Source organism: Collinsella tanakaei, assembly GCF_016902615.1.
Taxonomy (GTDB): Bacteria; Actinomycetota; Coriobacteriia; order Coriobacteriales; family Coriobacteriaceae; genus Collinsella; species Collinsella tanakaei_A.
In genome coordinates, this window is record NZ_JACJMB010000002.1 from 84,336 (window position 1) to 106,799 (window position 22,464).

The 22,464-nt window shown below is 65.4% G+C and carries 18 protein-coding genes and 1 tRNA gene; 12 read left to right on the top strand and 7 right to left on the bottom strand.

Going from position 1 to position 22,464, the window contains the following annotated elements:
- Positions 1–14: 14 nt before the first annotated feature.
- The 5 genes from H6A21_RS01255 (at position 15) to H6A21_RS01275 (ending at position 5,005) form a co-directional block, all read left to right on the top strand.
- Complete coding sequence (locus tag H6A21_RS01255; RefSeq protein WP_204559778.1) at positions 15–782, top strand: amino acid ABC transporter ATP-binding protein; 768 nt, start codon at positions 15–17, stop codon at positions 780–782.
- A 113-nt stretch (positions 783–895) separates the two neighbouring features.
- Complete coding sequence (locus tag H6A21_RS01260) at positions 896–1,168, top strand: HPr family phosphocarrier protein (protein ID WP_204559779.1); 273 nt, start codon at positions 896–898, stop codon at positions 1,166–1,168.
- A gap of 196 nt (positions 1,169–1,364) precedes the next feature.
- The gene (pyrE, locus tag H6A21_RS01265) at positions 1,365–2,048 is read left to right on the top strand and encodes an orotate phosphoribosyltransferase (RefSeq protein ID WP_204559780.1); all 684 of its coding nucleotides are present in this window, start codon (positions 1,365–1,367) and stop codon (positions 2,046–2,048) included.
- A 172-nt stretch (positions 2,049–2,220) separates the two neighbouring features.
- The gene (locus H6A21_RS01270) at positions 2,221–2,826 is read left to right on the top strand and encodes a hypothetical protein (RefSeq protein ID WP_204559781.1); all 606 of its coding nucleotides are present in this window, start codon (positions 2,221–2,223) and stop codon (positions 2,824–2,826) included.
- 331 nt (positions 2,827–3,157) lie between these two features.
- Positions 3,158–5,005 (top strand): carbon starvation CstA family protein, encoded by a 1,848-nt coding sequence (locus H6A21_RS01275; protein WP_204559782.1) that lies wholly within the window; start codon positions 3,158–3,160, stop codon positions 5,003–5,005.
- A gap of 345 nt (positions 5,006–5,350) precedes the next feature.
- On the opposite strand, the gene H6A21_RS01280 is transcribed toward H6A21_RS01275, so the two are convergent.
- On the bottom strand, positions 5,351–5,767 hold the full coding sequence (locus H6A21_RS01280) for a UxaA family hydrolase (protein WP_204559783.1): 417 nt from the start codon (positions 5,765–5,767) through the stop codon (positions 5,351–5,353).
- A gap of 118 nt (positions 5,768–5,885) precedes the next feature.
- Between H6A21_RS01280 and H6A21_RS01285 the strand changes: the two genes are divergently transcribed.
- A complete protein-coding gene (locus tag H6A21_RS01285; RefSeq protein WP_204559784.1) occupies positions 5,886–7,685 on the top strand; it encodes a hypothetical protein in 1,800 nt (599 codons plus the stop codon).
- Positions 7,686–7,930: 245 nt separating this feature from the next.
- On the opposite strand, the gene H6A21_RS01290 is transcribed toward H6A21_RS01285, so the two are convergent.
- Together H6A21_RS01290 and H6A21_RS01295 are read right to left on the bottom strand one after the other, a co-directional pair.
- Positions 7,931–8,001 (bottom strand) — tRNA-Gln (locus tag H6A21_RS01290).
- A 44-nt stretch (positions 8,002–8,045) separates the two neighbouring features.
- Entirely contained in the window at positions 8,046–8,957 is a 912-nt protein-coding gene (locus H6A21_RS01295) for a peptidoglycan-binding domain-containing protein (protein WP_204559785.1), read from the bottom strand.
- Positions 8,958–9,255: 298 nt separating this feature from the next.
- Here H6A21_RS01295 and H6A21_RS01300 point away from each other — a divergent pair, with 298 nt between their 5' ends.
- From H6A21_RS01300 to H6A21_RS01310, 3 genes are all read left to right on the top strand, one after another.
- Entirely contained in the window at positions 9,256–9,996 is a 741-nt protein-coding gene (locus H6A21_RS01300; protein ID WP_204559786.1) for a response regulator transcription factor, read from the top strand.
- The gene (locus tag H6A21_RS01305; RefSeq protein ID WP_204559787.1) at positions 9,993–11,606 is read left to right on the top strand and encodes a sensor histidine kinase; all 1,614 of its coding nucleotides are present in this window, start codon (positions 9,993–9,995) and stop codon (positions 11,604–11,606) included. Before H6A21_RS01300 ends, H6A21_RS01305 begins: the two co-directional genes overlap by 4 nt.
- Before the next feature lie 121 nt (positions 11,607–11,727).
- Positions 11,728–11,883: a hypothetical protein gene (locus H6A21_RS01310; protein ID WP_204559788.1), complete on the top strand. Its 156-nt coding sequence runs from the start codon at positions 11,728–11,730 to the stop codon at positions 11,881–11,883.
- Positions 11,884–12,167: 284 nt separating this feature from the next.
- Here the strand turns inward: H6A21_RS01310 and H6A21_RS01315 are convergent, their stop codons facing one another.
- The 3 genes from H6A21_RS01315 to H6A21_RS01325 form a co-directional block, all read right to left on the bottom strand.
- Entirely contained in the window at positions 12,168–13,181 is a 1,014-nt protein-coding gene (locus H6A21_RS01315) for a polyprenyl synthetase family protein (RefSeq protein WP_342589606.1), read from the bottom strand.
- A 101-nt stretch (positions 13,182–13,282) separates the two neighbouring features.
- Positions 13,283–14,341 (bottom strand): UDP-glucose 4-epimerase GalE, encoded by a 1,059-nt coding sequence (gene galE, locus H6A21_RS01320; RefSeq protein ID WP_204559789.1) that lies wholly within the window; start codon positions 14,339–14,341, stop codon positions 13,283–13,285.
- Positions 14,342–14,513: 172 nt separating this feature from the next.
- The gene (locus tag H6A21_RS01325; protein ID WP_204559790.1) at positions 14,514–15,530 is read right to left on the bottom strand and encodes a LacI family DNA-binding transcriptional regulator; all 1,017 of its coding nucleotides are present in this window, start codon (positions 15,528–15,530) and stop codon (positions 14,514–14,516) included.
- A 356-nt stretch (positions 15,531–15,886) separates the two neighbouring features.
- Between H6A21_RS01325 and H6A21_RS01330 the strand changes: the two genes are divergently transcribed.
- The 3 genes from H6A21_RS01330 to H6A21_RS01340 all read left to right on the top strand — a co-directional run bounded on the left by H6A21_RS01330 (position 15,887) and on the right by H6A21_RS01340 (position 20,935).
- Positions 15,887–18,907 (top strand): glycoside hydrolase family 2 TIM barrel-domain containing protein, encoded by a 3,021-nt coding sequence (locus H6A21_RS01330; protein WP_204559791.1) that lies wholly within the window; start codon positions 15,887–15,889, stop codon positions 18,905–18,907.
- 2 nt (positions 18,908–18,909) lie between these two features.
- Positions 18,910–19,365, top strand: a complete 456-nt coding sequence (locus H6A21_RS01335; protein WP_204559792.1) for a hypothetical protein — start codon at positions 18,910–18,912, stop codon at positions 19,363–19,365.
- A 106-nt stretch (positions 19,366–19,471) separates the two neighbouring features.
- On the top strand, positions 19,472–20,935 hold the full coding sequence (locus tag H6A21_RS01340; protein ID WP_204559793.1) for an amino acid permease: 1,464 nt from the start codon (positions 19,472–19,474) through the stop codon (positions 20,933–20,935).
- 184 nt (positions 20,936–21,119) lie between these two features.
- On the opposite strand, the gene H6A21_RS01345 is transcribed toward H6A21_RS01340, so the two are convergent.
- Positions 21,120–22,403 (bottom strand): CHAP domain-containing protein, encoded by a 1,284-nt coding sequence (locus H6A21_RS01345; RefSeq protein ID WP_204559794.1) that lies wholly within the window; start codon positions 22,401–22,403, stop codon positions 21,120–21,122.
- Between the last annotated feature and the right edge of the window lie 61 nt (positions 22,404–22,464).

Sequence of the window (22,464 nt, forward strand, 5' to 3'; positions counted from 1 at the left end):
GAAGGAGGAGGGACATGGCAGAGCCGGTCTTTGCGATGGAGCATGTGAGCAAGGCGTTCGGAGGCAACGTCGTGCTGCGCGATATCTCGCTGTCGGTCGAGCCGGGCGAGGTCGTGGCGATTATCGGCCCGTCAGGCGGCGGCAAGTCCACGCTGCTGCGCTGCGCGACCACGCTTGAGCAGATCGACAGCGGAACCCTGAGCTACGGCGACCTGCAGGTGGCCACGACCGACGCGAGCGGCAACGTGGCCTACCTCAAGGGCGATGCGCTGCGTCGGGCGAAGAGCCGTTTCGGCCTCGTGTTCCAGAGCTATAACCTGTTTCCGCATATGAGCGTGCTGAAAAACATCATGGATGCGCCCATCGTGGTGCAGAAGCGCGATCGGGCCGAGGTGGAGCGCGAGGCCCGCGCGCTCATCGCCAAGATGGGGCTCACGGGCACCGAGGACAAGGTGCCCTGTCAGCTTTCGGGCGGCCAGCAGCAGCGCGCAAGCATCGCACGCGCTCTTGCGCTCAATCCCGACATCCTGTTTTTCGACGAACCCACGAGCGCCCTTGACCCTGAGCTCACCGGCGAGGTGCTGAAGGTCATCCGCCAGCTCGCCGCCGAGGACATCACGATGATCATCGTGACCCACGAGATGGCGTTCGCGCGCGATGTGGCCGATCGTGTCGTCTTCATGGACGGCGGCATGATTGTGGAGGAGGGCGACCCCGCCGAGGTGCTCGCCAACCCGAAGCAGGAGCGCACGCGGGCATTTCTCGCGCGCTACAGCGGATAGAAGCCGGACCCGCCGCGTCCGTTGCGTACGGCATCGCCGTGTCGGGTATATCATAGAGCGCAGTGTACCCGGCTGCCGGACGCGCGCACGAACACGACCAGATAGGAGTGCCTATGTATTCCGAGGAGACCACCATCGTCAACGCCACGGGCCTGCATGCCCGCCCCGCCTCGCTGTTCTGCAAGACGGCGTCGGGGTTCTCGTCGAACGTCACTGTCAAGAAGGCCGGTGCCGACGGTGACGGCGTGAGCGCCAAGAGCATGCTCGCCCTTATGACGCAGGGCCTTTCGTGCGGCTCCAAGATCATCATCACCGCCGACGGCGACGATGAGCAAGAAGCGGTGAAGGCGCTCGTGCAGCTCGTCGAGAGCGGCTGCGGCGAGTAGGGGCACACAGCGCTAGCGCATCAACGTGATGTGGAGGCGTCCCGTCGGCTGCGTGAGCCGCGGGGCGCCTTTCTTGTGCGGACCACTGCGGTGCGCCCATTCGCGCCCGCCGGCGCGCGCATGGGTGCCGTCTTGCTAAGATGGTTGCAGTCTGCATGCCGACGCCGCCGTCGCGGCGTCTGTCGAAAGGATGCCTATGGAGGCCTATAAGCAGGAGTTCATCGAGTTCATGGTCGAGTCGGACGTGCTCAAGTTCGGCGAGTTCGTGCTCAAGAGCGGCCGCACCTCGCCGTTCTACATGAACGCGGGCGCCTACGTGACCGGCGAGCAGCTCAAGCGTCTGGGCGAGTACTACGCGCGCGCCATCCACGACAACTTCGGGTTGGACTTCGACGTCGTGTTCGGCCCGGCCTACAAGGGCATCCCGCTGTCGGTCGTGACCGCCATCGCCCTGCACGAGCTCTACGGCAAGGAGGTCAAGTACTGCTCCGACCGCAAGGAGGTCAAGGACCACGGCTCAGATAAGGGCAACATGCTCGGGTACGAGCTGGCCGACGGCGACCGCGTGGTGATGGTCGAGGATGTGACCACCTCGGGCAAGTCCATCAACGAGACGTATCCCAAGCTGATGGCCGCGGCGAACGTCGAGGTCAAGGGCCTGATCGTATCGCTGAACCGCATGGAGGTCGGCAAGGGCGGTGTCACGACCGCGCAGAAGGAGATCGAGGCAAAATATGGGTTCCCGGTCGCCTCCATCGTGTCGATGGCCGAGGTCGTCGAGCACCTCTACAACCGTGAGGTGAACGGCCGCGTGGTGATCGACGACGCGATCAAGCAGGCGATCGACGCCTACTACGAGCAGTACGGCGCCAAGGAGTAGCAGCGCCTGCGCGCGTTCGCGCAAACGGGGCGCGCCGACGTGATGTGCGCCGCGCCCGGCGCGATGCTTCCGGGCGCGGTGGCGCGTCTCGGCGCCACCCCTCTATACCATGACGCATCCGGGCGCGCCCGCAGCTCAGTCGGGCGCGTTCGCGTATCCAAGGGAGGAAGCGGTGGGAAAACGATTTGCATCCGCCATCGTGGCACTTGCCTGCGCGGCGGTGGTTGCGCTGGCGGGCGGCTGCGGCGGTCCGTCCGATGAGCAGCAGATCCGCGAGGGCATCACGCAGGCCTTCGACGAGATCGCCAACCAGGAGTCCGAGGCGCGCCGCCAGATGGTGGACACGATGAGCGCTGACGGGAGCCTGACCGACCTTGGGGTCGATCCCCAAGAGCTGTCAGATGCCCTGTTTGACGGATTCGGCTATAAGATCGGCGATATCGAGGTGGATGCCGAGCAGGGCACGGCGACCGCCGAGGTCACGCTGACGTCCAAGACGCTTGCCGGTGTGGTCGGCGGCCTCAAGCAGGGCATCGTCGAGGTGCTCGGCTCCGGCGGCATCCTGACCATGACACAAGACGAGATCAACGCCGAGGTGGGCGATATGCTGGTCAAAGCGCTGGATGAGGCGCCTGTTGAGGAGCAGGAGATCTCCCTGCCGTGCTCGCGCACCGGCGAGGGAGCCTGGTCGCTCGACGAGGACGCGGGCAAAGCCGTGGGGCGCGCCCTGGTCGGCGACCTAGCCGGCGAGGCGACCTCTGCGCAGCAGGCTCAGTAATAGCTGCGTCCGCACGGGTGCTGAAGGTCCGATGGTAACGCGTTCGTAACAGTTTGCTCCCTGTTTTGACTTTCGCTCGCTAAAGCGTAGACTATGTTTCGCCTTGTAAGGGAACGCGGATATCCGTCCGCGCCACGTAACGAAGAAGGTTCATCACGATGAGGAACATCAACCTGCTATCCATTATCAGCGAGATTATCTGATACGGGTTGGTGACACATGCCAGCCCGTGCGATAGCGGGCGGCTGAAGGCTACGGGGGCCGTCGAGAACATGTCGACGGCCCCCGTTTTTTATTGCATCGGGTGGCCTTCCGGGGGAAAGGATTTGGTATGAACGGTATCGTCGTAGTGGTGGTGGCGGCAGTCGTGCTGGCTGCCGGCTACCTGGGCTATGGCCGCTGGCTTGCGGCCAAGTGGGGCGTCGACCGCGAGGCCATCACGCCCGCACGTCGCATGGAGGACGGCAAGAACTTCTCGCCCGCCTCATGCTTCACCGCCTTCTCGCACCAGTTCAGCTCCATCTGCGGTGCTGGCCCGGTGACGGGCACGATCGCCGCCATGATGTTCGGCTGGCTGCCGGTGCTTCTGTGGGTGCTCGTGGGCGGCATCTTCTTCGGCGCCGTGCATGACTTCGGCGCCTTGTACGCCAGCGTGAAGAACAACGGCAAGTCGCTCGCGCAGCTGATCGAGAAGTACATCGGCCGCACCGGTCGTCGTCTGTTCCTGCTCTTCAGCTGGCTGTTCACCATCATCGTCATCGCTGCCTTCGTCGACATGGTTGCCGGCACGTTCCAGGCGACGTTCGACGCCTCGGGCGCGGTCGATACCGCCGCTTCCTATGCCGGCGGCACGGCGGGCACCATCTCCATCCTGTTCACGTTCGTGGCCATCGCCTTCGGCTGGCTGAACCGCCGCTTCCAGCTTTCCGGCGTCCGTGAGCTCGCGCTCGCCGTCGTGCTGTTCGTCGCCATGTTCGCCGTCGGGATGCAGTTCCCGGTGTACCTGTCCAAGTTCGGCTGGTTTGCCGTTATCGCCGTCTACCTGCTGTTCGCGGCCGCCATGCCCATCCAGACGCTCAAGCAGCCGCGCGATTATCTCACGAGTATCATGATGATCGTCATGATCGTGTGCGCCGTGCTCGGCATCTTCGTGCTCGGTGCGAACGGCCAGGCCACGATGACCGCGCCCATGGTCGCCGACATCTCCGCGCTCGCCGCCAAGGGCAGCTACCTGTTCCCGCTGCTGTTCGTGTCCGTCGCCTGCGGCGCCCTCTCCGGTTTCCACAGCCTCGTGTCCACGAACACCTCCTCGAAGCAGATTGAGAAGGAGTCCGACATGCTGCCCGTCGGCTACGGCGCCATGGTCGTCGAGTCCTTCGTGGGCGTGCTCGCCATCGTCGTGGCCGCCATCATGTTCTCCGACCTGAACACCGCCGGCACCGGCGCTCTCAACAACGGTGTCGCCGCCACCCCGTTCTCCATCTTCTCGCAGGGCATCGCCCGCGGCATGATGGCTTTCGGTATCGACGGCACCCTCGCGACCGTGTTCATGACCATGTGCGTCTCCGCGCTCGCGCTCACCTCCGTCGACGCCGTCGCGCGCATCGGCCGTCTGTCGTTCCAGGAGTTCTTCGCGCGCAGCAACGACGCGCTCGAGGATGAGCAGGCGTCCCTCACCGGCGTGGAGAAGGTCGTCACGAACACCTGGGTTGCCACCGTGCTCACGCTTGCGCTCGGCTTCGCACTCGCCTTCGGCGGCTACAACAACATCTGGCCTCTGTTCGGCGCTTCCAACCAGCTGCTCGGCGGCATGACGATGATCACGCTCGCGGTCTTCTGCAAGTGCACCGGTCGCCGCGGCTGGATGTTGTACGTGCCCGTGGTATTCCTGCTGTGCTGCACGTTCACTTCGCTCGTGCAGAGCACGATCGGCTGCGTGAACGCGCTCGCCGCGTCCGGTGCGGCTGTCATCGCCACGTCCGGTCTGCAGCTCGTGTTCGCCATCTTGCTGATGGTCCTCGGTGTGATCGTGGCCTATAACTGCCTGAAGGAGTTCTTCACCAAGGAGGCCGGCTCGATGCCCGACGAGGAGCCCGAGTGGACGGAGATGGGTCGCGAGCACGTGCGCGAGCAGGCCGCCGCATCCGCTCAGGACGCCGGCAGCGAGAACGTCGCGTAGCGCGCTGTCGCCGTCGCCAATATGCGCGCCCGCAAGGGTGCGAAAAAACGAAGCCGCGTCCGGGGTTCAGCTCTCCCGGGTGCGGCTTTTGCCGTGTGAGACGACGGTGCATCGTAGATTTCGGCGATGTTGGAACCTCGAGGGCCTACTTTCAGTACTTTTTGGGGTGCCCGCGCTGAAGGGGCGCCATATCGCTCAATCGACAGCAAGAAAACAGCAGGTCAAAGGCTATGTCCATTATGGGCATATATTGCGCTTCAGCCAACGGCCTGAAAAAAGTACTGAAAGTAGGGGGTCCTCGATTAAAGAACCCCCTTTAGCACCTTGCAGGATGCTCTGGTAGGGCTACACGAAGCGGCAGACGTGGTCCACGGCGATGTCCGAGAAGCCGTAGGCCTCGGCCTTGGTCAGCTTGCCGTTGCAGATGGCCACGATCTCGTCGAGCATCGCCGCGCCCATCTCGGCTGCGGTCTGCTCACCGCGCACGATGGGGGAGAGATCGTAGTCCATGTTGTCCTCCATGTGCTGATAGGTGCGCTCGTTGGCCGTGACCTTCATGACCGGCGCGATGGCGTTGCCGGTGGGGGCGCCGCGTCCGGTGGTGAAGATGACCAGCTGGCAGCCGCCTGCCACCATGGAGGTGACCGACGAGATGTCGTAGCCGGCGGTGTCCATCACGAGCGCGCCGTGCTCGGTGGGGCGCTCGGCCTGCTCGAGCACCTCGCGGATGGGACGCGTGCCACCCTTGCGGATGCAGCCCAAGCAAGTTTATGGACGAAGGTCATGGGGAGATATGGCTGTGGGCGCAACCGGGTCCATGGGGTATACGCGGCTGTGTTACGGTAAATAGGTTGTACTGCCAAAGAAGGAACTGTGTCTTATGGAGCCTGTGCTGCTTTCCGATAACGAAGAGGTCGTGGGCGCGCTGTCCGCGTGGATTCAAGGCGCCACGGAGCTGGGTCGCCGCAAGTCGTTCACGCTGGCCCATGCGCTGCTGTGCCGCAAGGAGCCCAAGATCAAGCTCGGCGCCATCAACCAGGTGCTGCGTTCCATCAACGTGGGCGAGGGCTACGACGATCTGCGGGACAGCCTGGCCGACAAGGGGCTGCTCGTGCCGACGGCGGGCAACCACGGCGCCACGGTCTATCAGATCGACCTTGCGGTCGCCGGCATCGATATGGAAGAGGTGCGCGAACGCATGGCGGCCGCCGCGGCGGAGCGCGCTGCGGCGGAGATGGAGGCCGAGGCCGACGCTGCGGATGCATGCGATGCTGCTGCGTCGGCAGATGATGACGCTTCGGCAGACGATGCGCCGTGCGAACGGGACGACGAGGCGGCCGATGGGCAGAAGGCACCTGCAGAGGTGGTGCAGCCCGCGGGCGAGCAGTCTTCTCCGGTGGAGTCTGCCGCTGAAGGAGGTGCTCCCACCGAACGCGCGCCGCGTGATGCCGACGCTCCGCGAACGAAGCGCTCCCGTACGCGTCGTCGTCGCAACAAGGAGGGTCGGAGCTCGGAGGTGCCTGTGCAGCGGCAGCAGCGGGACGAGGGCCGGGGCGAGGGTCGAAAGCGGCAGAAGGCGAAGCCGGCTCCCGCAAAGCCTGCGCATGACGAGACGCTTGCAACCGATCCGTCGCGCTCCCGCAAGCTTGTCGCCATGCCGGCGAAGCTGCTCCAGCTTCATCCGATCCAGACGATATCGGCGGGGCTGTCCCACGTGAAAAGCGTCTCAGCCGATGCGACGGCCTCGATTGTCGCGCACCTGCCGGCACAACTCTCCCGGATGGGAGGTGCTTCCGAGAGGGAGCACTTTGTAGCGAAGGCGGCTCCGAAGGGGTCGAAGTCCCCCAAGGGCGGCCATTCGGGCAAGCTGGAGAAGACCGAGCCTCGCGCGCAAAAGACGAATGCCAAGCAGAGCGCGCAGGACGATATGGCGCGCGTGAGCGCCTGGGTGCATGTGCACGAGGGCGAACAGGTCCCCTATGCGACGCGTCGGCAGCGGGCCTATCAGATTTTCGACGACGAGAAGGCGCTCGAGGGCAAGCGCGGCGAGCGCCTTATGAAGCGCATGAACGCGTCGGGCATGAATCCCATGATGCTGCGCATCTCCTCCAACCAGACACCCGTGCTGCACGGCTTCTACGGAATCGGGTCCGACCGTCCCTTCATCGTGGTCGAGAACATCGACGTCTACGAAGAGATCGTCACGCTGCTCAAGGGGCAGCGCAACGTGCGCCTGTTCGGCAAGCGCGTGGGCGGCGTGATCTTCGGTGCCGGGCATAACGTGTGCATCGCGCATGCGATCGACGACTTTCTGCACGATATCGGCTATCGCTTCGACTACGTCTACTATGCGGGCGATGTGGACCGCGAGGGCGCGCGGCTCGTTGAGCGGGCGCGCGAGGTGAACGTGATCGATATTCGCCTGCATACGGGTATGTACCGGGCCATGTTTGCGGCGAACCGCGCGCACGTCCAGCAGGATGGCGGACGCGAGAATGCGGCGGTGAACCAGGAGGCCCCGCGCGATTTTGCGCGCCTTGTGAAGGATCTCCCCGTGCCGCTTCGCCTGGCGTTCAAGCGTGCGCTACGCGACAACATCCGCATCCCCCAGGAGGTGCTGACAAGCGACGATTACCGGCGCGCGAGCCACGGCTCGTCGGATCGCTTGATCGACCGGTAGGATGTTTGGACGGGCGGGGCTGCCGTACTCTCGTCCATCAGATGCTGCGCGTGAATTGGTGGTGCGTTTGGCCCATAATTGGCCCACCATTTGGCCCACAGGGTGCATTGGGAGCACGAGGCTTGCGGCGCGCGATGCCCTGCGGGACGGATTTCATGACTGTTTCATGGCGCGTTTCAAGACTTGGACGCCAACAAAGAAGCAGGTCAGACATCCCACCGTGTCTGACCTGCTGTTTTATCGGGCTGGGGCAGAGGGATTCGAACCCCCGTAACCGGCACCAAAAACCGGGGTCCTGCCGCTGGACGATGCCCCAATACGGTCCTCGACCGTGCATCCGGTCGGGTTCACTCAGTGTACCTAAACGTTCAGTGCGGCGCAAACGCCGTCGAGCAGCCGTACGGCGAGTGTCTGGGCGTCGCTCGACGTGAACATGCCGTTGTAGCTGCTGATTCCCGTGAGCTCCATACGGATGAACGCGGGGCGCTCCTTCGCTGCGGCAAACGCCGTACCGATGCGCTGCGACAGGTTTACGCACTCCTCGAGCGCGATGGTGGGACGGGGCTCCGCGTCATCGGGCAGGCCGGTGCCGGCGAGCTCGAGCACGAGGTCCATGTCGGCGGGAATGGCCTCCTTGCTGTCGCAGAGCACCATGCCGCTTGTCTCGGTCGTCGCCGAGGCGATGTTCCACATGCGCGAGGCGACGCTGCGTGCGATGGGGTCCTCGCCGTACACGGCGATTCGGTAGTTCTCGAGCACCTCGGCGGCGCGGGCGAACCCGATGCGCTCCTCGGCCTCCACGATGGAGGGCTTGCCCTCCCACACGTGGCGCAGGCGCTCGATATAGGCGTAGGTGTCCTGAAAGGCCATGCCGTCGGCGAACAGGCCGACGTTCTCCTGGAACTGCTGCAGCGCCGCCTCGGTATGCGGGCCGAAGTATCCGTCGTCGGTGCCGCAGGCGAAGCCGAGGACGTTGAGCGCCTGCTGGAGCGCGCGCACGTCGGCGCCGTGGAAGTTGGGCAGGCGCAGGTAGAGGGTGCGGTCACCCAGGCGATACGACGCGTCGACCAGCGCCGACCAGCAGGTCATGTCCACCTCATCGCCGGGGGCGAGCCCGCTGTCCTCCCTAAAGGAGCTGACGGCATGTGCGGTGCTGTCGCCGAAGAGCTTCTCGTCACGTTCCGCCTGGTCGATTTCTATGCCGAGAATAGCGAGTCGCGACTGGACGTCTTCGACCGCGGGTCCCTTCATGCCTTTGACGATCGGCTCCATGCGAACCCCTTTCACGTGAGTATGCTGCAAGGCCGCCCAGTGCCCGAAGGGCGGGGCGGCATCGATATTCAACAAGATGCCCTTCCAGTGTATCAAGATACCCATACCACTGCATGACCAGTATCTGCACTCGGTGCGTCCTCAACAAAGAATCGATGGGCATCATGCGAACACCGCCTGCTGCCGGTGCGTAGGAAGTTTTGTGACAGGCATCTGCCATCATGGGGTCGGCGGCACGCAAGCGCGGTGCGCGTGCGGGAGCCGCACCAGTCCGATTCGTGATGAGAAGGAGGGCACGATGGAGCGCGAACAGCATGCAGGATCAGGATACCTGCTGGTCGTGGATGACGAGCGGGCGATCTCGGCGATGCTCCAGGAGTACTTCTCCATGGAGGGATACCGCGTCGACACTGCAGCGAGCGGGCCGGAGGCTATCGACCTGATCGTCTCCGCTGCGGAGGGCGGCGGTCCCTACGACCTGATATTGCTCGATGTCAACATGCCGGATATGGATGGCTTTGAGACCTGCCGCCGAATCCGCGAGACCGTCTCGTGCCCCATCATCTTTCTGACGGCGCGCGTCGAGGATGCCGACCAGCTCGACGGCTTCGCAGCCGGTGGCGACGACTATGTGCTCAAGCCGTTCTCGCTGACCGTGCTCGGCGGTCGCGTGCGGGCGCATCTGGCTCGCGAGACCCGGCGTGCAGCGATGCCGTCTGCCCGCGTGCGCTTCTCAGGCGGCATCGCCATCGACTACGGCAGCCGCATCGTCGAGGTTACGGCGGCGGGCGAGGCGCCTCGCCGGCTCGACCTCACACGCACGGAGTTCGACATCGTGGCGCTGCTCAGCAAGAAGCCGGGGCGCGTGTACGATCGCGCGAGCATCTACGAGCAGGTGTGGGGCTGGAACGCCGAGGGCGACCCATCGATCGTGCGCGAGCATATCCGCCGCATCCGCAAGAAGTTCGCCGAGGCGGCTTGCCCGGTTGACCCCATCGAGACCGTGTGGGGCGTGGGTTATCGCTGGAGCGCATCATGATGGGGGGGCGGACGCCCGAGAAGCGCTGCAGCCTCAAGGGTCTCAAGGGGCGCGTGTGCGCTCTCTGGGATGACATGCCGCTCATGAGGACGTTTTTCTGCTATGCCGCGGGCTGCGTCGCGGTCTCGGTTGTCGTGTCGATCGCGATCGTGTTCAGCCTCATGTTGGCCTACGCCGCGCTGCAGAGCGAGGAGTGGGAGGGGCGCATCGATGTCAACGACGTGCCCTATATCTACGATGAGGAGGCCGATGAACTCGTGCCCGCCGTCGCTATCGAGTTCGACGACGGCAACCGCGTGACGTTTCTGGGGTCGCGCAGCGGCGCCTTGACGATGGGGGCGGGCGTCAACGTTATCAATGCGGAGACCGGGGCGCCGATCGGCTACGCGACGATGGATATGGTGCGCGACGACGCGACGCTGCGCGTGTACGATTGGGGCGGCAACTACACCACGCGCGATTTCGAGATCGGAGACCCGTACTCCCCGGTAATCATCGACAGCGCGGATCTCGCGTCATACGACGCGCGCGAGCGCGCAGAGCGCCTGCCCGTCGATGCCGAGATCGGCAATCTCGTGGCCGGCAACGATGATCTGATCGTCTCGAACATCGCGTACTTCATCTACCGCGATAACCTGGCGATTGAGACCCCGCTGATGATGGGGCTGCGCATCGCGTCGGCGGCAGCACCCTTTATCGTGCTCGGCGTGTTCTCTGTCCTGTTCTTCCGGCGCTTCTACCGCAAGCGCCTCGGTGGGCCCCTCTCGGTGTTCTGCGACTGCGCGAACCGCGTGGCGGCGCAGGATCTCGACTTCACGACGCCCGCGGTGCCCGGCCGCGAGTTCGCGCGCTTGGGTGAGGCCTTCGAGAAGATGCGCGCCTCGCTCGAGGCGTCCCAGCGCGAGCTGTGGCGTACCGCGGAGGAGCGACGTCGCCTGAACGCCGCGTTCGCGCACGATCTGCGCACGCCGGTGACCGTGCTCGCGGGTACCGTCGAGATGGCCCAGCTGCGCGCCGCGCGCGGGGAGGCCATCGGCGCCGACGCCCTTGAGACCATCAAGACCCAGGTTATCCGGCTGGAGCGCTATGCGCAGGCCATGAGCGGGATCGCGCGTCTGGAGGACCGTAAGGTCGAGCGCGAGATCGTCGAGGCGGGCGCGCTTGCCGGCGCCTTGCGCGCCCACGCGCAGGGGCTAATCGGCGCCCAGCGGCCGGATGTTGCGCTCGGTGTCGATACGTCCGGCATGGCGCCCGACGCGACGCTGTCGGTCGATCGCGCCCTGGTCGAGGAAGTGCTCGACAACCTGCTCGGCAACGCATGCACCCATGCGGATTCGCGCATCGCGCTGGGGCTCGCGCTCGATACGGCTTTCGGCATGCTGGCCGTGCGCGTGGCAGACGATGGCCCGGGCTTCAGCCCGGAGGCGCTGCGGCGCGGCTGCGAGGCTTTCTTCGGCGAGGCCAAGAGCGCCGAGCACTTCGGTCTCGGCCTGAGCATCGTAGCCACGCTGGCGCGCCTGCATGGAGGTGCGGTCGTGCTCGAAAACGCGCCGTCGGGCGGTGCCATCGTGACCGTGACCATCGACGTCGCGCCCCCGGAGGACGCATAGGCGGCGCGCCTGGCGACCGCGCCGGCACAGAATGCTTTTCTGGACCCTTCGGCTGCGCTTACAGAAGCTTTTCAATCGTCGCCTACGATAGGTGTCGTGGGCGCAAGACAAGGAGTGATGGATGATGCTCAAGAGCCTCGGCGAGGTCATGGTTCTAGAGGACGGTACGGAAGCGCAGGTGACGCCTCTGAAAGAGGATCGCGGTGCGCTCGCCTCCCTTGTGCTGTTCGCCCTGATCGCCATCGCGATGGTCGTCTACAGCCTGCTGTTCGCCTAGCGCGGTGCGAAGGCGCTCCGACGGCGCCTCCCGACATGCCCCTTCCCCATCCATTGGGCCCCGTCCGGGTCATCGAGGTTATTGCATGGGACCTCATGACCCCGGCGGGGCCCAACTGCGTGCATGGCGGCTGTGGGGTGCATCTCGCGGGATGCACCGCGCGTCGTGCGCCCCACAGGTGATGGTGCACGGTCATTGCGGACAGCTCGAAAACAATAACGCCCCGGGCGCGCTCAGCTGAATCCGTGCGCGCCCGGGGCGATCGTGTATCAAGGCGGTGCGCGCTAGCTCAGGCGCTCCACGAAGAAATCGGCCATGGCGAGGAAGAGGGCGCGGCAGTCCTCGTCGAGCTCGATGGTGGCGAGCGTCTCTTTCGCGCGGGCGATGAGGTCGAGTGCGTAGCGGTGCGCGTAGTCGATGGAGCCGCAGGTCTGGAGGATGTCCACGGCGCGCGCCAGTATCGCAGGGTCCTCGGTGCCCGAGGAGAGGATCTCCACGAGCTCGTCGTGGACCTCGGGGCAGCCGAGCGCGTGCACGGCAACGAGCGTGCGCTTGCCCTCGGTGATGTCGCTGCGGAAGTCCTTGTTCTTCGACTCCTTTTCGCCGATCAGGTTGAGCAGGTCGTCTTGAATCTGGAAGGCGAGGCCGGTGTCCATGCCGAACGAGCGCAGCGCCTTGATTTGCTCGGGCGTGCCGCCGCCGATGATGGCGCCGCAGGCCAGAGGGGTCGCCCCGCTGTAGTAGGCGGTCTTGTGGGTCGCCATGCACAGGTAGTCGTCGACCGTGAGGTCGAAGCGCCCGTCGCGCACCCAGCCCAAATCGAGCGCCTGCCCCTCGATAGTGCGGGTCGTCATGTCGACGAGCTCATGCAAAAGGCGGATCTTCAGGCTATCGGAGAGCGTGTCGTCGTCGAGCACGCTGCCGGTTACGAGCGACAGCGCCAGGTCCCCGCAGTTGATGGCGATGCCCTCGCCTTCGGTCAGGTACATGCAGGGTTGGCCGCGGCGCACGTGCCCGTTGTCGGCGATGTCGTCGTGGATGAGGGCGGCGGACTGGAAATGCTCGATGGCGGCAGCCGCACTGATGGCGCTTGAGAAGTCGCCGCCCACGGCTTGGGCCGCGAGCATGCAGATAAGCGGGCGATGGCGCTTGCCGGGGTTTTCGGCAAACCGCCCGAGCGGCGCGTAGAGGTACGCATCGATGTCCGGGTTATCGGTCTTACCGTGGAAGAAGGAGATGAGGTAGCGGTTGATCTCGTCCATATGGCGGTTGAGAAACTCGATAAACGGGCTTTGCACGGGTGGCCCCACTCTCTCGATGTGAAAAGACTGCGGCCCGCTGGGCGGACCGCAGTCTATTGTACGCTTAGAACCGTTGCGCGCGATACCGGGCGCACGCCTTAGGCGGTCTCGAACCCGTCGGGGTTGTGGGACTGCCAGTTCCAGGAGTCGCGGCACATGTCGTCGATGTCGTACTCGGCGGTCCAGCCCATCTCCTCGCGCGCCTTCGCGGCGTCGCACCAGTTGGCGGCGATGTCGCCATCGCGGCGCGGGCAGATCTTGTAGGGCAGCTCGTGACCGCAGGCCTTCTCGAACGCATGGATGACGTCGAGGACGCTCGAGCCCGTGCCGGTGCCCAGGTTGAAGATGCCCACCTCGGAGCGGCCGTTCATCCACTCGAGCGCGGAGACGTGTCCGCGGGCGAGGTCGACGACGTGGATGTAGTCGCGCACGCCCGTGCCGTCGTGGGTGGGGTAGTCGTCACCGAAGACGTTGATGCATTCGCGCTTGCCCACGGCGACCTGCGCCACGTAGGGCACGAGGTTGTTGGGGATGCCCTTGGGGTCCTCGCCGATCAGCCCGCTCGGATGCGCGCCGATGGGGTTGAAGTAGCGAAGCAGCACGACGTTCCAGGCGGGGTCGGCGGTGTGCAGGTCCATGAGGATCTGCTCGATCATCCACTTCGTCCAGCCGTACGGGTTCGTGGCGGGCTTTTTGGGGTCGGCCTCGGTCACGGGCGGGTTGTCCGGATCGCCGTAGACGGTCGAGGAGCTCGAGAAGATGATGGACGTGCAGCCGTGGTCGCGCATGACCTCGCAGAGGGCGATCGTGCTGCCGATGTTGTTGTGGTAGTACTCAAGCGGCTTGTGGACCGACTCGCCGACGGCCTTGAAGCCGGCGAAGTGGATGACGCGGTCGATATGGTGCGCATCGAAGATGTGGCCAAGGGCGTCGCGGTCGAGGATGTTGGCCTCATAGAACGTGAGGTTCTTGGCCGCGTCGTCGCCGACGATCTCCTTCACGCGGTCGATGGCCACCGGGCTCGAGTTGGACAGGTCGTCGACCACGACGACCTGATAGCCGCGCTGGAGCAGCTCGACGACGGTATGGGAGCCGATGAACCCCGCGCCTCCGGTTACAAGGACGCAGGTATCGGCAGGGGCAAGCTTCGTGGACATGAGTCGGTCTCCTTTCAGCGCGCAGGGCGCTCATGGGTTGCACCTCAGTATAGCTTAGGTGTCAGGGACGCCCTAGGGCATAGTCGCGCATGTGTATGCCAGCAGACGAGCACATATGAACAGGGCGCTTCATGTGGGCTGTGAGGCGCCCGGGACGGGCGGACGCGGCTTGCTATACCGAGTCGCGCTCGATGAGCTCCATATGGAGGACCGTCGTGGTTGGCTTGTCGCCGCGGATCATGTTGAGGGCGATGTCTGCAGCCATGGCGCCCTCCAGCTGCAGCGGCTGCCGTATGGTCGTGAGCCGCGGCGTCACCTTCTCGGCGATGGGATGGTCGTCGAACCCGATGACCGAGACGTCGTCGGGAACGGCAAGGCCGTGGTCGCGCAGGGCCTCGAGCACGCCGGAGGCGATGCGGTCGGATCCCGCGAGGACGCCGTCGATGGGGATGTCCCGCTCGAGCATGCGGCGCATGGCGATGAACCCGTCGCTCGCGCTCCAGCCGGTGCAGACGACGCGGTCGGCGCTCAGGCCCCGTCCCAGCACGTTCGTGTAGCCGCGGATGCGGTCGGAGACGGCGGGGTTGTCCTGCGGGCCCAGGATGGCGACGCAGTGCTCCCGGCCGCGCTCCACGAGGGCACGCGCGGCGAGCTCGGCGCCCTCGACGTCGTCCGAGTAGACGGTCGAGAACACGTCGCGATAGGGGTGCCCCTCGAGCTGTCCGCACAGCACGGTCGGTATGGCGAGGTCGCGCAGGACCTCGAGCAGGTCGGAGCCCCGGTAGGGGGAGATGTCGATGACGGCGTCGAACGAGAAGCGCTCGAAATGGCGCACGACGCGCTCGCGCTCGTGCTCGCTCGAGGCCTGCAGCAGCACCGGCAGGTACTCGGATTCGGAGAGCTCCTCGGTGATGCCGCCGAGAAACGCCCCGTAGGTGGGGTCGGAGAACAGCTCGTCGAGCGGCTCGGTGACGAGCATGGCGATGGTCTCGGAGCGGCCGACGGCGAGCGCGCGGCCGCGCGCGTTGGGCACGAAGTTGATGTCGCGGGCGATCTTGCGGATGCGCTCCTTGGTCGCCTCGCTGATGCGGGGCGAGTCGTTGAGCGCGCGCGACGCGGTCGATCGGGATACGCCCGCCGCAGCGGCGACGTCGGCGAGCGTCGACTTGGTGCTTCTCGATACGGACATGTCCCTCCTCATGCGATGCGCCCGTGGGCTCCGGATACCGTCACTGTACTACAGGCAACCCCGGCACGCGCGCCGTGACGGCTCGCGTGCCCGCGGCAAGCGCAGGCACGCCGCGGCCATTATGACCGTTGTCCTTGGTGGGCGGTTGCTTTTTTCGGATAAGCGGTCGATGGAAACCGCTTGGCGGACAACCGGTTGCACAACTTTTTACATTGCCGTATGGTGAGGACAACCGGTTGCGCAATGTAATGGCACGGTCCCCGTACCACCGCGAAGAGGGCGCGTGCGGCGCAGATGCCGCACGCGCGAAGACGCGGACGGTAGGCGGACCGCAGGAATCAGAAAGGAGACGGGAGATGGGTGTTATCAACGATTGGGAGAACCCGGCGCTGACGAATCGGAACCGTCTCGCCGCGCACGCCTACTTCATGGGCTATGCGACTCCCGAGCTGGCGGCGACCTATAGCCGCGAGCTCTCCCGCGGCTTCGTCCAGCTGAGCGGTCCTTGGCGCTTCAGGCTGTTCGACAGCCCGCGGAGCGTCCCCGCATCCGCGCTCGCCATCTGCGACGAGACGTGGGATGAGGTCGAGGTGCCGCATATGTGGCAGGTCGACGGGTACGGCAAGCTCGCCTACACCGACGAGGGCTTCCCCTTCCCGGTGGAGCAGCCCCTGGTGCCCGGCAACGACCCGACGGGCGTGTACCAGCGCATCGTGAAGCTGCCCGCGCTCGCCGACGGCAGCCGCGAGATCATCCGCTTCGACGGCGTCGAGAGCTATGCCGAGCTGTATGTGAACGGCTCGTATGTGGGCATGACCAAGGGGTCGCGCCTGTCCGCGGAGTTCGACGTGACCGAGTACGTCCGCGAGGGCGACAACCTCTTCGCGGTCAAGGTGCTCCAGTACAGCGACGGCACCTACATCGAGGATCAGGATATGTGGTGGGCGTCGGGCATCTTCCGCGACGTCTACCTGATGGAGCGCCCCGCGGCGCGCCTCGAGGACTTCTGTGTCCGCACGCATCGCGATGGCGATGCCGCGATCGTCTCGCTCGACGTCGCCGCAACGGCAGCCGAGCGCGTCGTGTGGCGCATGTCCGCGGGCGGCGCGACGGTCGCCGAGACCGAGCTCGACTTGGCGAGCGGTCACGCCGAGCTCACCATCGACGGTGCGCGCTTCTGGAATCCCGAGGACCCGTTCCTCTACGACATGGTGCTCGAGGTGTACGGCGCCGACGGGCTGTCCGAGATCGTTCCGCATCGCCAGGGCCTGTGCGAGGTGACCATCGTCGACGGGCGCCTTCTCCTCAACGGCACCTACTTCAAGATGCACGGCGTCAACCGCCATGACGGCGACGACCATAAGTGCCGCGCGGTGGGCTATGAGCGCATGCGCCGCGACGTGGAGCTCATGAAGCGCCACAACATCAACGCCGTGCGCACGTCGCATTACGCCAACGACCCGCGTTTCTACGAGCTGTGCTGCGAGTACGGCCTCATGGTGCTCGCCGAGACCGATATGGAGAGCCACGGGTTCGAGAACATCGGCAACATCGCCACGGTGACCGACGATCCCGCATGGGAGGCCGCCTACGTCGACCGCATCGAGCGCCTGGTCATGCAGGAGCGCAACGAGGCCGCCATCGTGATCTGGTCGCTCGGCAACGAGAGCGGTTACGGCTGCAACATCCGCGCGATGTACGCCAAGGCGAAGGAGCTCGACAGCCGTCCGGTCCATTACGAGGAGGACCGCAACGCCGATACCGTCGACATCATCTCCACGATGTACTCGCGCGTCTCGCAGATGAACGACTTCGGCGAGCACCCCGGCCCCAAGCCGCGCATCAACTGCGAGTACGGCCACTCCATGGGCAACGGCCCCGGAGGCCTGTTCGAGTATCAGCAGATCTTCGACAAGTGGGATAACCTGCAGGGCCAGTTCATCTGGGAGTGGTGCGACCACGGTATCGCGGCCACGACCGCCGACGGGCGCCCCTACCACATGTACGGAGGCGACAACGGGGACTATCCCAACAACGGCAACTTCTGCATCGACGGCATGGTGTTCCCCTGGCAGGAGCCGAGCCCGGGCCTGACCGAGTACAAGCAGGTCATCTGCCCGGTCCGCGTCTCTATCGACGCGGACGCCGGCATGCTCACCGTGACGAACAAGCGCTGGTTCACGGACCTCTCCGATATCCGCATCGTGCTCGAGACGCTGGTCGACGGCGACCCGGTCGCCTCCGCCGAGGTGGTGCCGGGTGCGGTGGCCCCCGGCGAGAGCACGACCGTGCCGGTCGAGGTGGCGGCTGCCGCCTGCGGCGAGACCCTGCTTACGGCACGCGTGTACACGACCGAGGCCAAGCCCTGGTGCGAGCCCATGTACCAGATCGGCGTCTACCAGTTCGCCGTCGCCGCCGCCGCGCACCCCGCCATCGAGGTGCCCGCAGCGGCCGCTCCCGCGGTCGAGGAGGGCGAGCTCGAGCTCACCGTCTCGACGGCCGGCAGCTCCCTTGTGTTCGACCTCGCATCCGGCGAGATCCGCGAGTGGCGCTCCTGCGGCCGCGCGGTGCTGGCCGCGCCCATCACGGTGGGCTTCTGGCACCCGCTCGTCGACAACCACCAGCAGGAGTTCGACTCCATCTGGCAGGGGAACTTCATCAACGTCATGCAGACGTCGACGCGTTCGGTGACGTGGCATCGCGAGGGTCCCGCCGTGGTGGTCGAGGTCGCCCAGCGCATCGCCCCTCCGGTGCACGCCTTCGGCATGCACTGCACGCTCGTGTACACCATCTGGCCGAGCGGTCGCGTCGACCTCGCGGTCGCCGGTGAGCCCTATGGCGACTACTGCGACATCATCCCGCGCATCGGCGTCTCCTTCGAGGTCCCCGGTGCCGACCGCACCGTCGAGTGGTACGGCCACGGCCCGGGCGAGAACTACCCCGATTCGCTCAGGGCCAACCCCGTCGGGCATTACCGCGCCCAGGTGGACGACATGTTCACGCCCTACGTCTTCCCGCAGGACTGCGCGAACCGCGAGGGCGTCCGCTGGGTCGCCCTGCGCTCGAGCCACGGTGACGGCCTCATGGTGACGCGCCCGGTGGGCACCGATCCCTCCGCCAGCCCCTTCTCGTTCTCCGCATGGCCCTACACCTGCGAGGACATCGACGATGCCCGCCATTCGTGCGACCTTGTGCCGCGCGACACCGTGACGGTGAACATCAACGACCGGGTGCTCGGTCTTGGATCCAACTCGTGGGGTTCCGAGGTGCTCGATTCGTATCGTATCCGCTTCGAGCGCTTCGCCTTCGCGTTCTCGCTGCGCCCGCTGGCGTCTGCCGACCTTGCGGCCGCGCTCGCCCCGATCAAGGAGGTTTAAGCATGCACGTGTATGAGACGCGCGCCCGCCTCGACGCCGAGCTGGGCCATGTCAAGAAGTGGATGCGCGTGGGCCAGGCGCTCGATATCGCGCCGACGCTCCTGCGCGACGTCGCGTACTCCATCGGCGACTCGCTGACCTACTGGTGGGACCGCACGCCCGCCGTCGCGACGCCCGACATGGTGGGCAGCCGGCGCTACCTGAGCGTGCTCGCCCCGATCGACGGTAGCGCCCAGGTCGTCGTGGCTCCCAAGGCGGAGCTTTCGCAGACCGTCGCCTACAGCGACCTGGACGATCGCGAGCGCTTCGAAGCCGTCGACACCCCGGTCGTCACGGTGCCCGCCGGCGGCGTGCTCGTGATGGACGAGGACGAGGCGTTCCGCGCGCTTCCCGATCCCGACGTCGCCGTCGTGGTGGTGCGCGTCACCGTCGAGGGATACAGCTTCCCCAACAAATAAGGTACCGTGCGCCTGCGCCCTCGCACGATTGAGCCCGGCTGGGGCGCAGGCGTCTGAAGGATGCTGGATCGAACGTCCAGCACGTAAATTGTGAGGAGAAGAAGCCATGAGTGATGAGAAGAGAGCCAAAATCGGCTCGCTCGCGCTGCTGGGCATGACGATTTCCGCGGTGTTCGGCCTGAAGAACATCATCAACAACAACGCGGAGATCGGCCTTGCCGCGGCTCCGGCGTTCTTTATCGCCACCATTCTGTACTTCGTGCCCTATACCTTGGTCACGGCGGAGTTCGTCGCCTTGAACAAGAACTCCGAGTCCGGCGTGTACGCATGGGTGAAGACGTCCATGGGCGGCCGCTGGGCCTTCATGACCGCGTTTTGCTACTGGTTCGTCAACCTGTTCTATTTCGCCTCGATCCTGCCGAACATCATCATCTACGCGAGCTACGTGTTCTTCGGGACGAACGTGGAGATGTCTCCGTTGCTGACGACGGCGATCGAGGTCGTCATCTTCGCGATCGGCACGTGGGCCTCCACGAAGGGCGCGAAGTGGATCGGCAACATCTCGTCGATCGGCTCCGCGGCCGCCATGGGCATGGCCGCCATCTTCGTGCTGCTGTCCGTCGGCGCCCTTATGGGCGGCGTCGAGTTCGCCACCGCCCCCACGCCCGAGACCATGTCGCCCGACACCACGAGCTTCGCGACTATCTGGGGCTTCTGCGGCACCCTCGCCTGGATCATCCAGGGCGTCGGCGGCGCCGAGTCGGTCGGCGTGTTCCTGAACGACCTCAAGGGCGGCGTCAAGGCGTTCGTGCGCACCGTCGTCGCTGCCGGCCTGGTCATCGGCCTTCTGTACGCCGGCTCCTCCCTGCTGGTCAACCTGTTCATCCCCATGGGTGAGGTCAGCCTGTCCACCGGCATCTTCGACGTGTACGGCGCGCTGTTCGCCCACTTCGGCATCCCGCAGGAGATCTCGACCCGCGTCCTCGGCCTCATTCTGCTGGCGGCTCAGGTCGGCGGCCTCATGATGTGGACCTCCGCGCCCATCAAGGTCTTCTTCACCGAGATCCCCAAGGGCATCTTCGGCGGCAAGATCGTGGAGATGAACGACCAGGGTATCCCCTGGCGCGCCGCCTGGGTGCAGTTCCTGATCGTGCTTCCCATCGTCATCATCCCGGCCATGGGCGCCAGCGGCCTGAACGACCTGCTGAACATCGTCATCAACATGACCGCCGCCACGGCGCTGCTCCCGCCGGGCCTCATCCTCATCGCCTACCTGATGCTGCGCCTGCGCTACGACAATGCCCCGCGCTCCTTCCGCATGGGCAACCGCACGTTCGGCCTGGTCATCTCCATCTTCCTCGTCGCCGTGTTCGCCTTCGTGTTCATCGCCGGCACGTTGCCGGTCGGCCAGGAGCTGTGGCTCACCCTGGTCTACAACGTCGGCGGCGTGGTCGTGTTCATCGGTGCCGCCCTGCTGTGGTACCAGCGCTACATCAACCGTCTGCGCGCCACCGATCCCGAGGCTGCCGAAGAGGAGCTTCGCCCGTCCGTGCTGGACATCTTGGAGTAATCCGACAGCTTGCCATACCTCTCTGACAGGCGGCGGCCCCCATGGCGCGGGGCCGCCGCCTTTTCGCATGAAGCGGGCCGGAAACCCTTTTTGGGTCCGGCCCGCTTCCCTGATGGTCGATGTGAGGTCCGCCCGCGATGCGCGAGTCGGGTATGGGGTTGCCCCGCGCATCGCGCACCGGGTGTCAGCGGCCCTCGAGGCTGACGCCGTTTGCCCAGCCCCAGCGCGGGGTGGAGGTGGCGCCGTAGTAGGAGATCCACTCGTCGACGTCGATCGTGCGGATGTAGCCGATGTTGTCGCGCACGATGTTGTCGCCCACGTAGATGCCCACGTGACCGTAGATGCGGCCGGCGGAGGTGTGCGGGTGCGTGGGCACGGCGATGATCATGCCCACCTTGAGGTTCGCCTTGTTCGAGCTCGTGCAGAAGTTCGCGTACATGTCGTCAGCGTTGCCCGGTACGTTGCCGAAGCCCGCGCGCTCGAACACGTCGGACACCCACCAGGCGCACAGGCCGGCGCCGGGTGAGGGCGTGCTGTAGGCGTAGTCGACGATGCGCTGCTGTGCGGTGCCGGCGTTGATGGCGCTCTGGCCGCTGCCGGGAATCGATGTCGTGCCACCGCTGCTCGCCGCGGCCTGCTCCGCGAGCTTGCGGGCCTCTTCCTCCTGGCGGGCTGCCTCGAGGATCTCGGCATCGCGCTTGGCCATGAGGTCCTTCACGTCCTGGCTGAGGCCGTCGAGGATCTTCTGTACCTCGTCCTTCTTGGCCTTCATGTCATCGAGCTGCTGGACCTGCGTGGCCTTCAGCCCCTCGAGCTCGGAGCGCTGGCTCTCGAGCTCGGTCTTCTGCTGCTCGAGCTCGGTCTTCTGCTGCTCGAGCGCGGCCTTCTGGGCGGCAAGCTCGTCCTGGATGCGGTGAACCTCGTCGATGGCCTCCTTATCGCTTTGGTTGACCTTGTCGATGTAGTGGGCCTTCGAGATGAGCTCATCAAACGACTCGGAGGACAGAAGCAGCGAGATGGCAGTGTTACCGCCCGACTTGTAGCTCGTTACGACGCGGCGGGAGAGCTCCTCCTGCTTGTCGCCGAGTTCCTCCTGCTTCTCCTCGATGTCGTCTTGGGTCTCGTCGATGCTGTCTTGGGTGTCATCGATGTTCGTCTGGGTGTCATCGATTTGACCCTGGACGTTCTCGATCTTGCCCATGGTGTCATCGAGCTGGACCGAGAGGTCCTCGAACTGGTAGGAGATGTCATCGAGCTGCGCCTGGGCCTCATCGAGCTGCTGCTGCGCTTTCTCGAGGGCCTCGGTCGTCTCTTTCGTCGCCTCGGCGGCGCGCGCCTGCGCGGGCAGGGCGATGAGCGCGGCGGCCCCGGCGAGTGCGGCGCCGAGGGCAGCGCGTCGCGTGAGCAGGGGGGTGCGGGCGGAATCTATAGCGCTGTGCTGCGGGTTCGAAAAGAAATGTTGTGACATACAGGCTCCGTTTGTGTTGTATGTATATGTCGATCAACGTGTATGTAGGTGTAAGGATACC

Coding starts and splice junctions, on each gene's coding strand:
- H6A21_RS01255 (WP_204559778.1), top strand. CDS start 15: ATGGCAGAGCCGGTCTTTGCGATGGAGCATGTGAGCAAGGCGTTCGGA.
- H6A21_RS01260 (WP_204559779.1), top strand. CDS start 896: ATGTATTCCGAGGAGACCACCATCGTCAACGCCACGGGCCTGCATGCC.
- pyrE (WP_204559780.1), top strand. CDS start 1,365: ATGGAGGCCTATAAGCAGGAGTTCATCGAGTTCATGGTCGAGTCGGAC.
- H6A21_RS01275 (WP_204559782.1), top strand. CDS start 3,158: ATGAACGGTATCGTCGTAGTGGTGGTGGCGGCAGTCGTGCTGGCTGCC.
- H6A21_RS01285 (WP_204559784.1), top strand. CDS start 5,886: ATGGAGCCTGTGCTGCTTTCCGATAACGAAGAGGTCGTGGGCGCGCTG.
- H6A21_RS01295 (WP_204559785.1), bottom strand. CDS start 8,957: ATGGAGCCGATCGTCAAAGGCATGAAGGGACCCGCGGTCGAAGACGTC.
- H6A21_RS01300 (WP_204559786.1), top strand. CDS start 9,256: ATGGAGCGCGAACAGCATGCAGGATCAGGATACCTGCTGGTCGTGGAT.
- H6A21_RS01305 (WP_204559787.1), top strand. CDS start 9,993: ATGATGGGGGGGCGGACGCCCGAGAAGCGCTGCAGCCTCAAGGGTCTC.
- H6A21_RS01310 (WP_204559788.1), top strand. CDS start 11,728: ATGATGCTCAAGAGCCTCGGCGAGGTCATGGTTCTAGAGGACGGTACG.
- galE (WP_204559789.1), bottom strand. CDS start 14,341: ATGTCCACGAAGCTTGCCCCTGCCGATACCTGCGTCCTTGTAACCGGA.
- H6A21_RS01325 (WP_204559790.1), bottom strand. CDS start 15,530: ATGTCCGTATCGAGAAGCACCAAGTCGACGCTCGCCGACGTCGCCGCT.
- H6A21_RS01330 (WP_204559791.1), top strand. CDS start 15,887: ATGGGTGTTATCAACGATTGGGAGAACCCGGCGCTGACGAATCGGAAC.
- H6A21_RS01335 (WP_204559792.1), top strand. CDS start 18,910: ATGCACGTGTATGAGACGCGCGCCCGCCTCGACGCCGAGCTGGGCCAT.
- H6A21_RS01340 (WP_204559793.1), top strand. CDS start 19,472: ATGAGTGATGAGAAGAGAGCCAAAATCGGCTCGCTCGCGCTGCTGGGC.
- H6A21_RS01345 (WP_204559794.1), bottom strand. CDS start 22,403: ATGTCACAACATTTCTTTTCGAACCCGCAGCACAGCGCTATAGATTCC.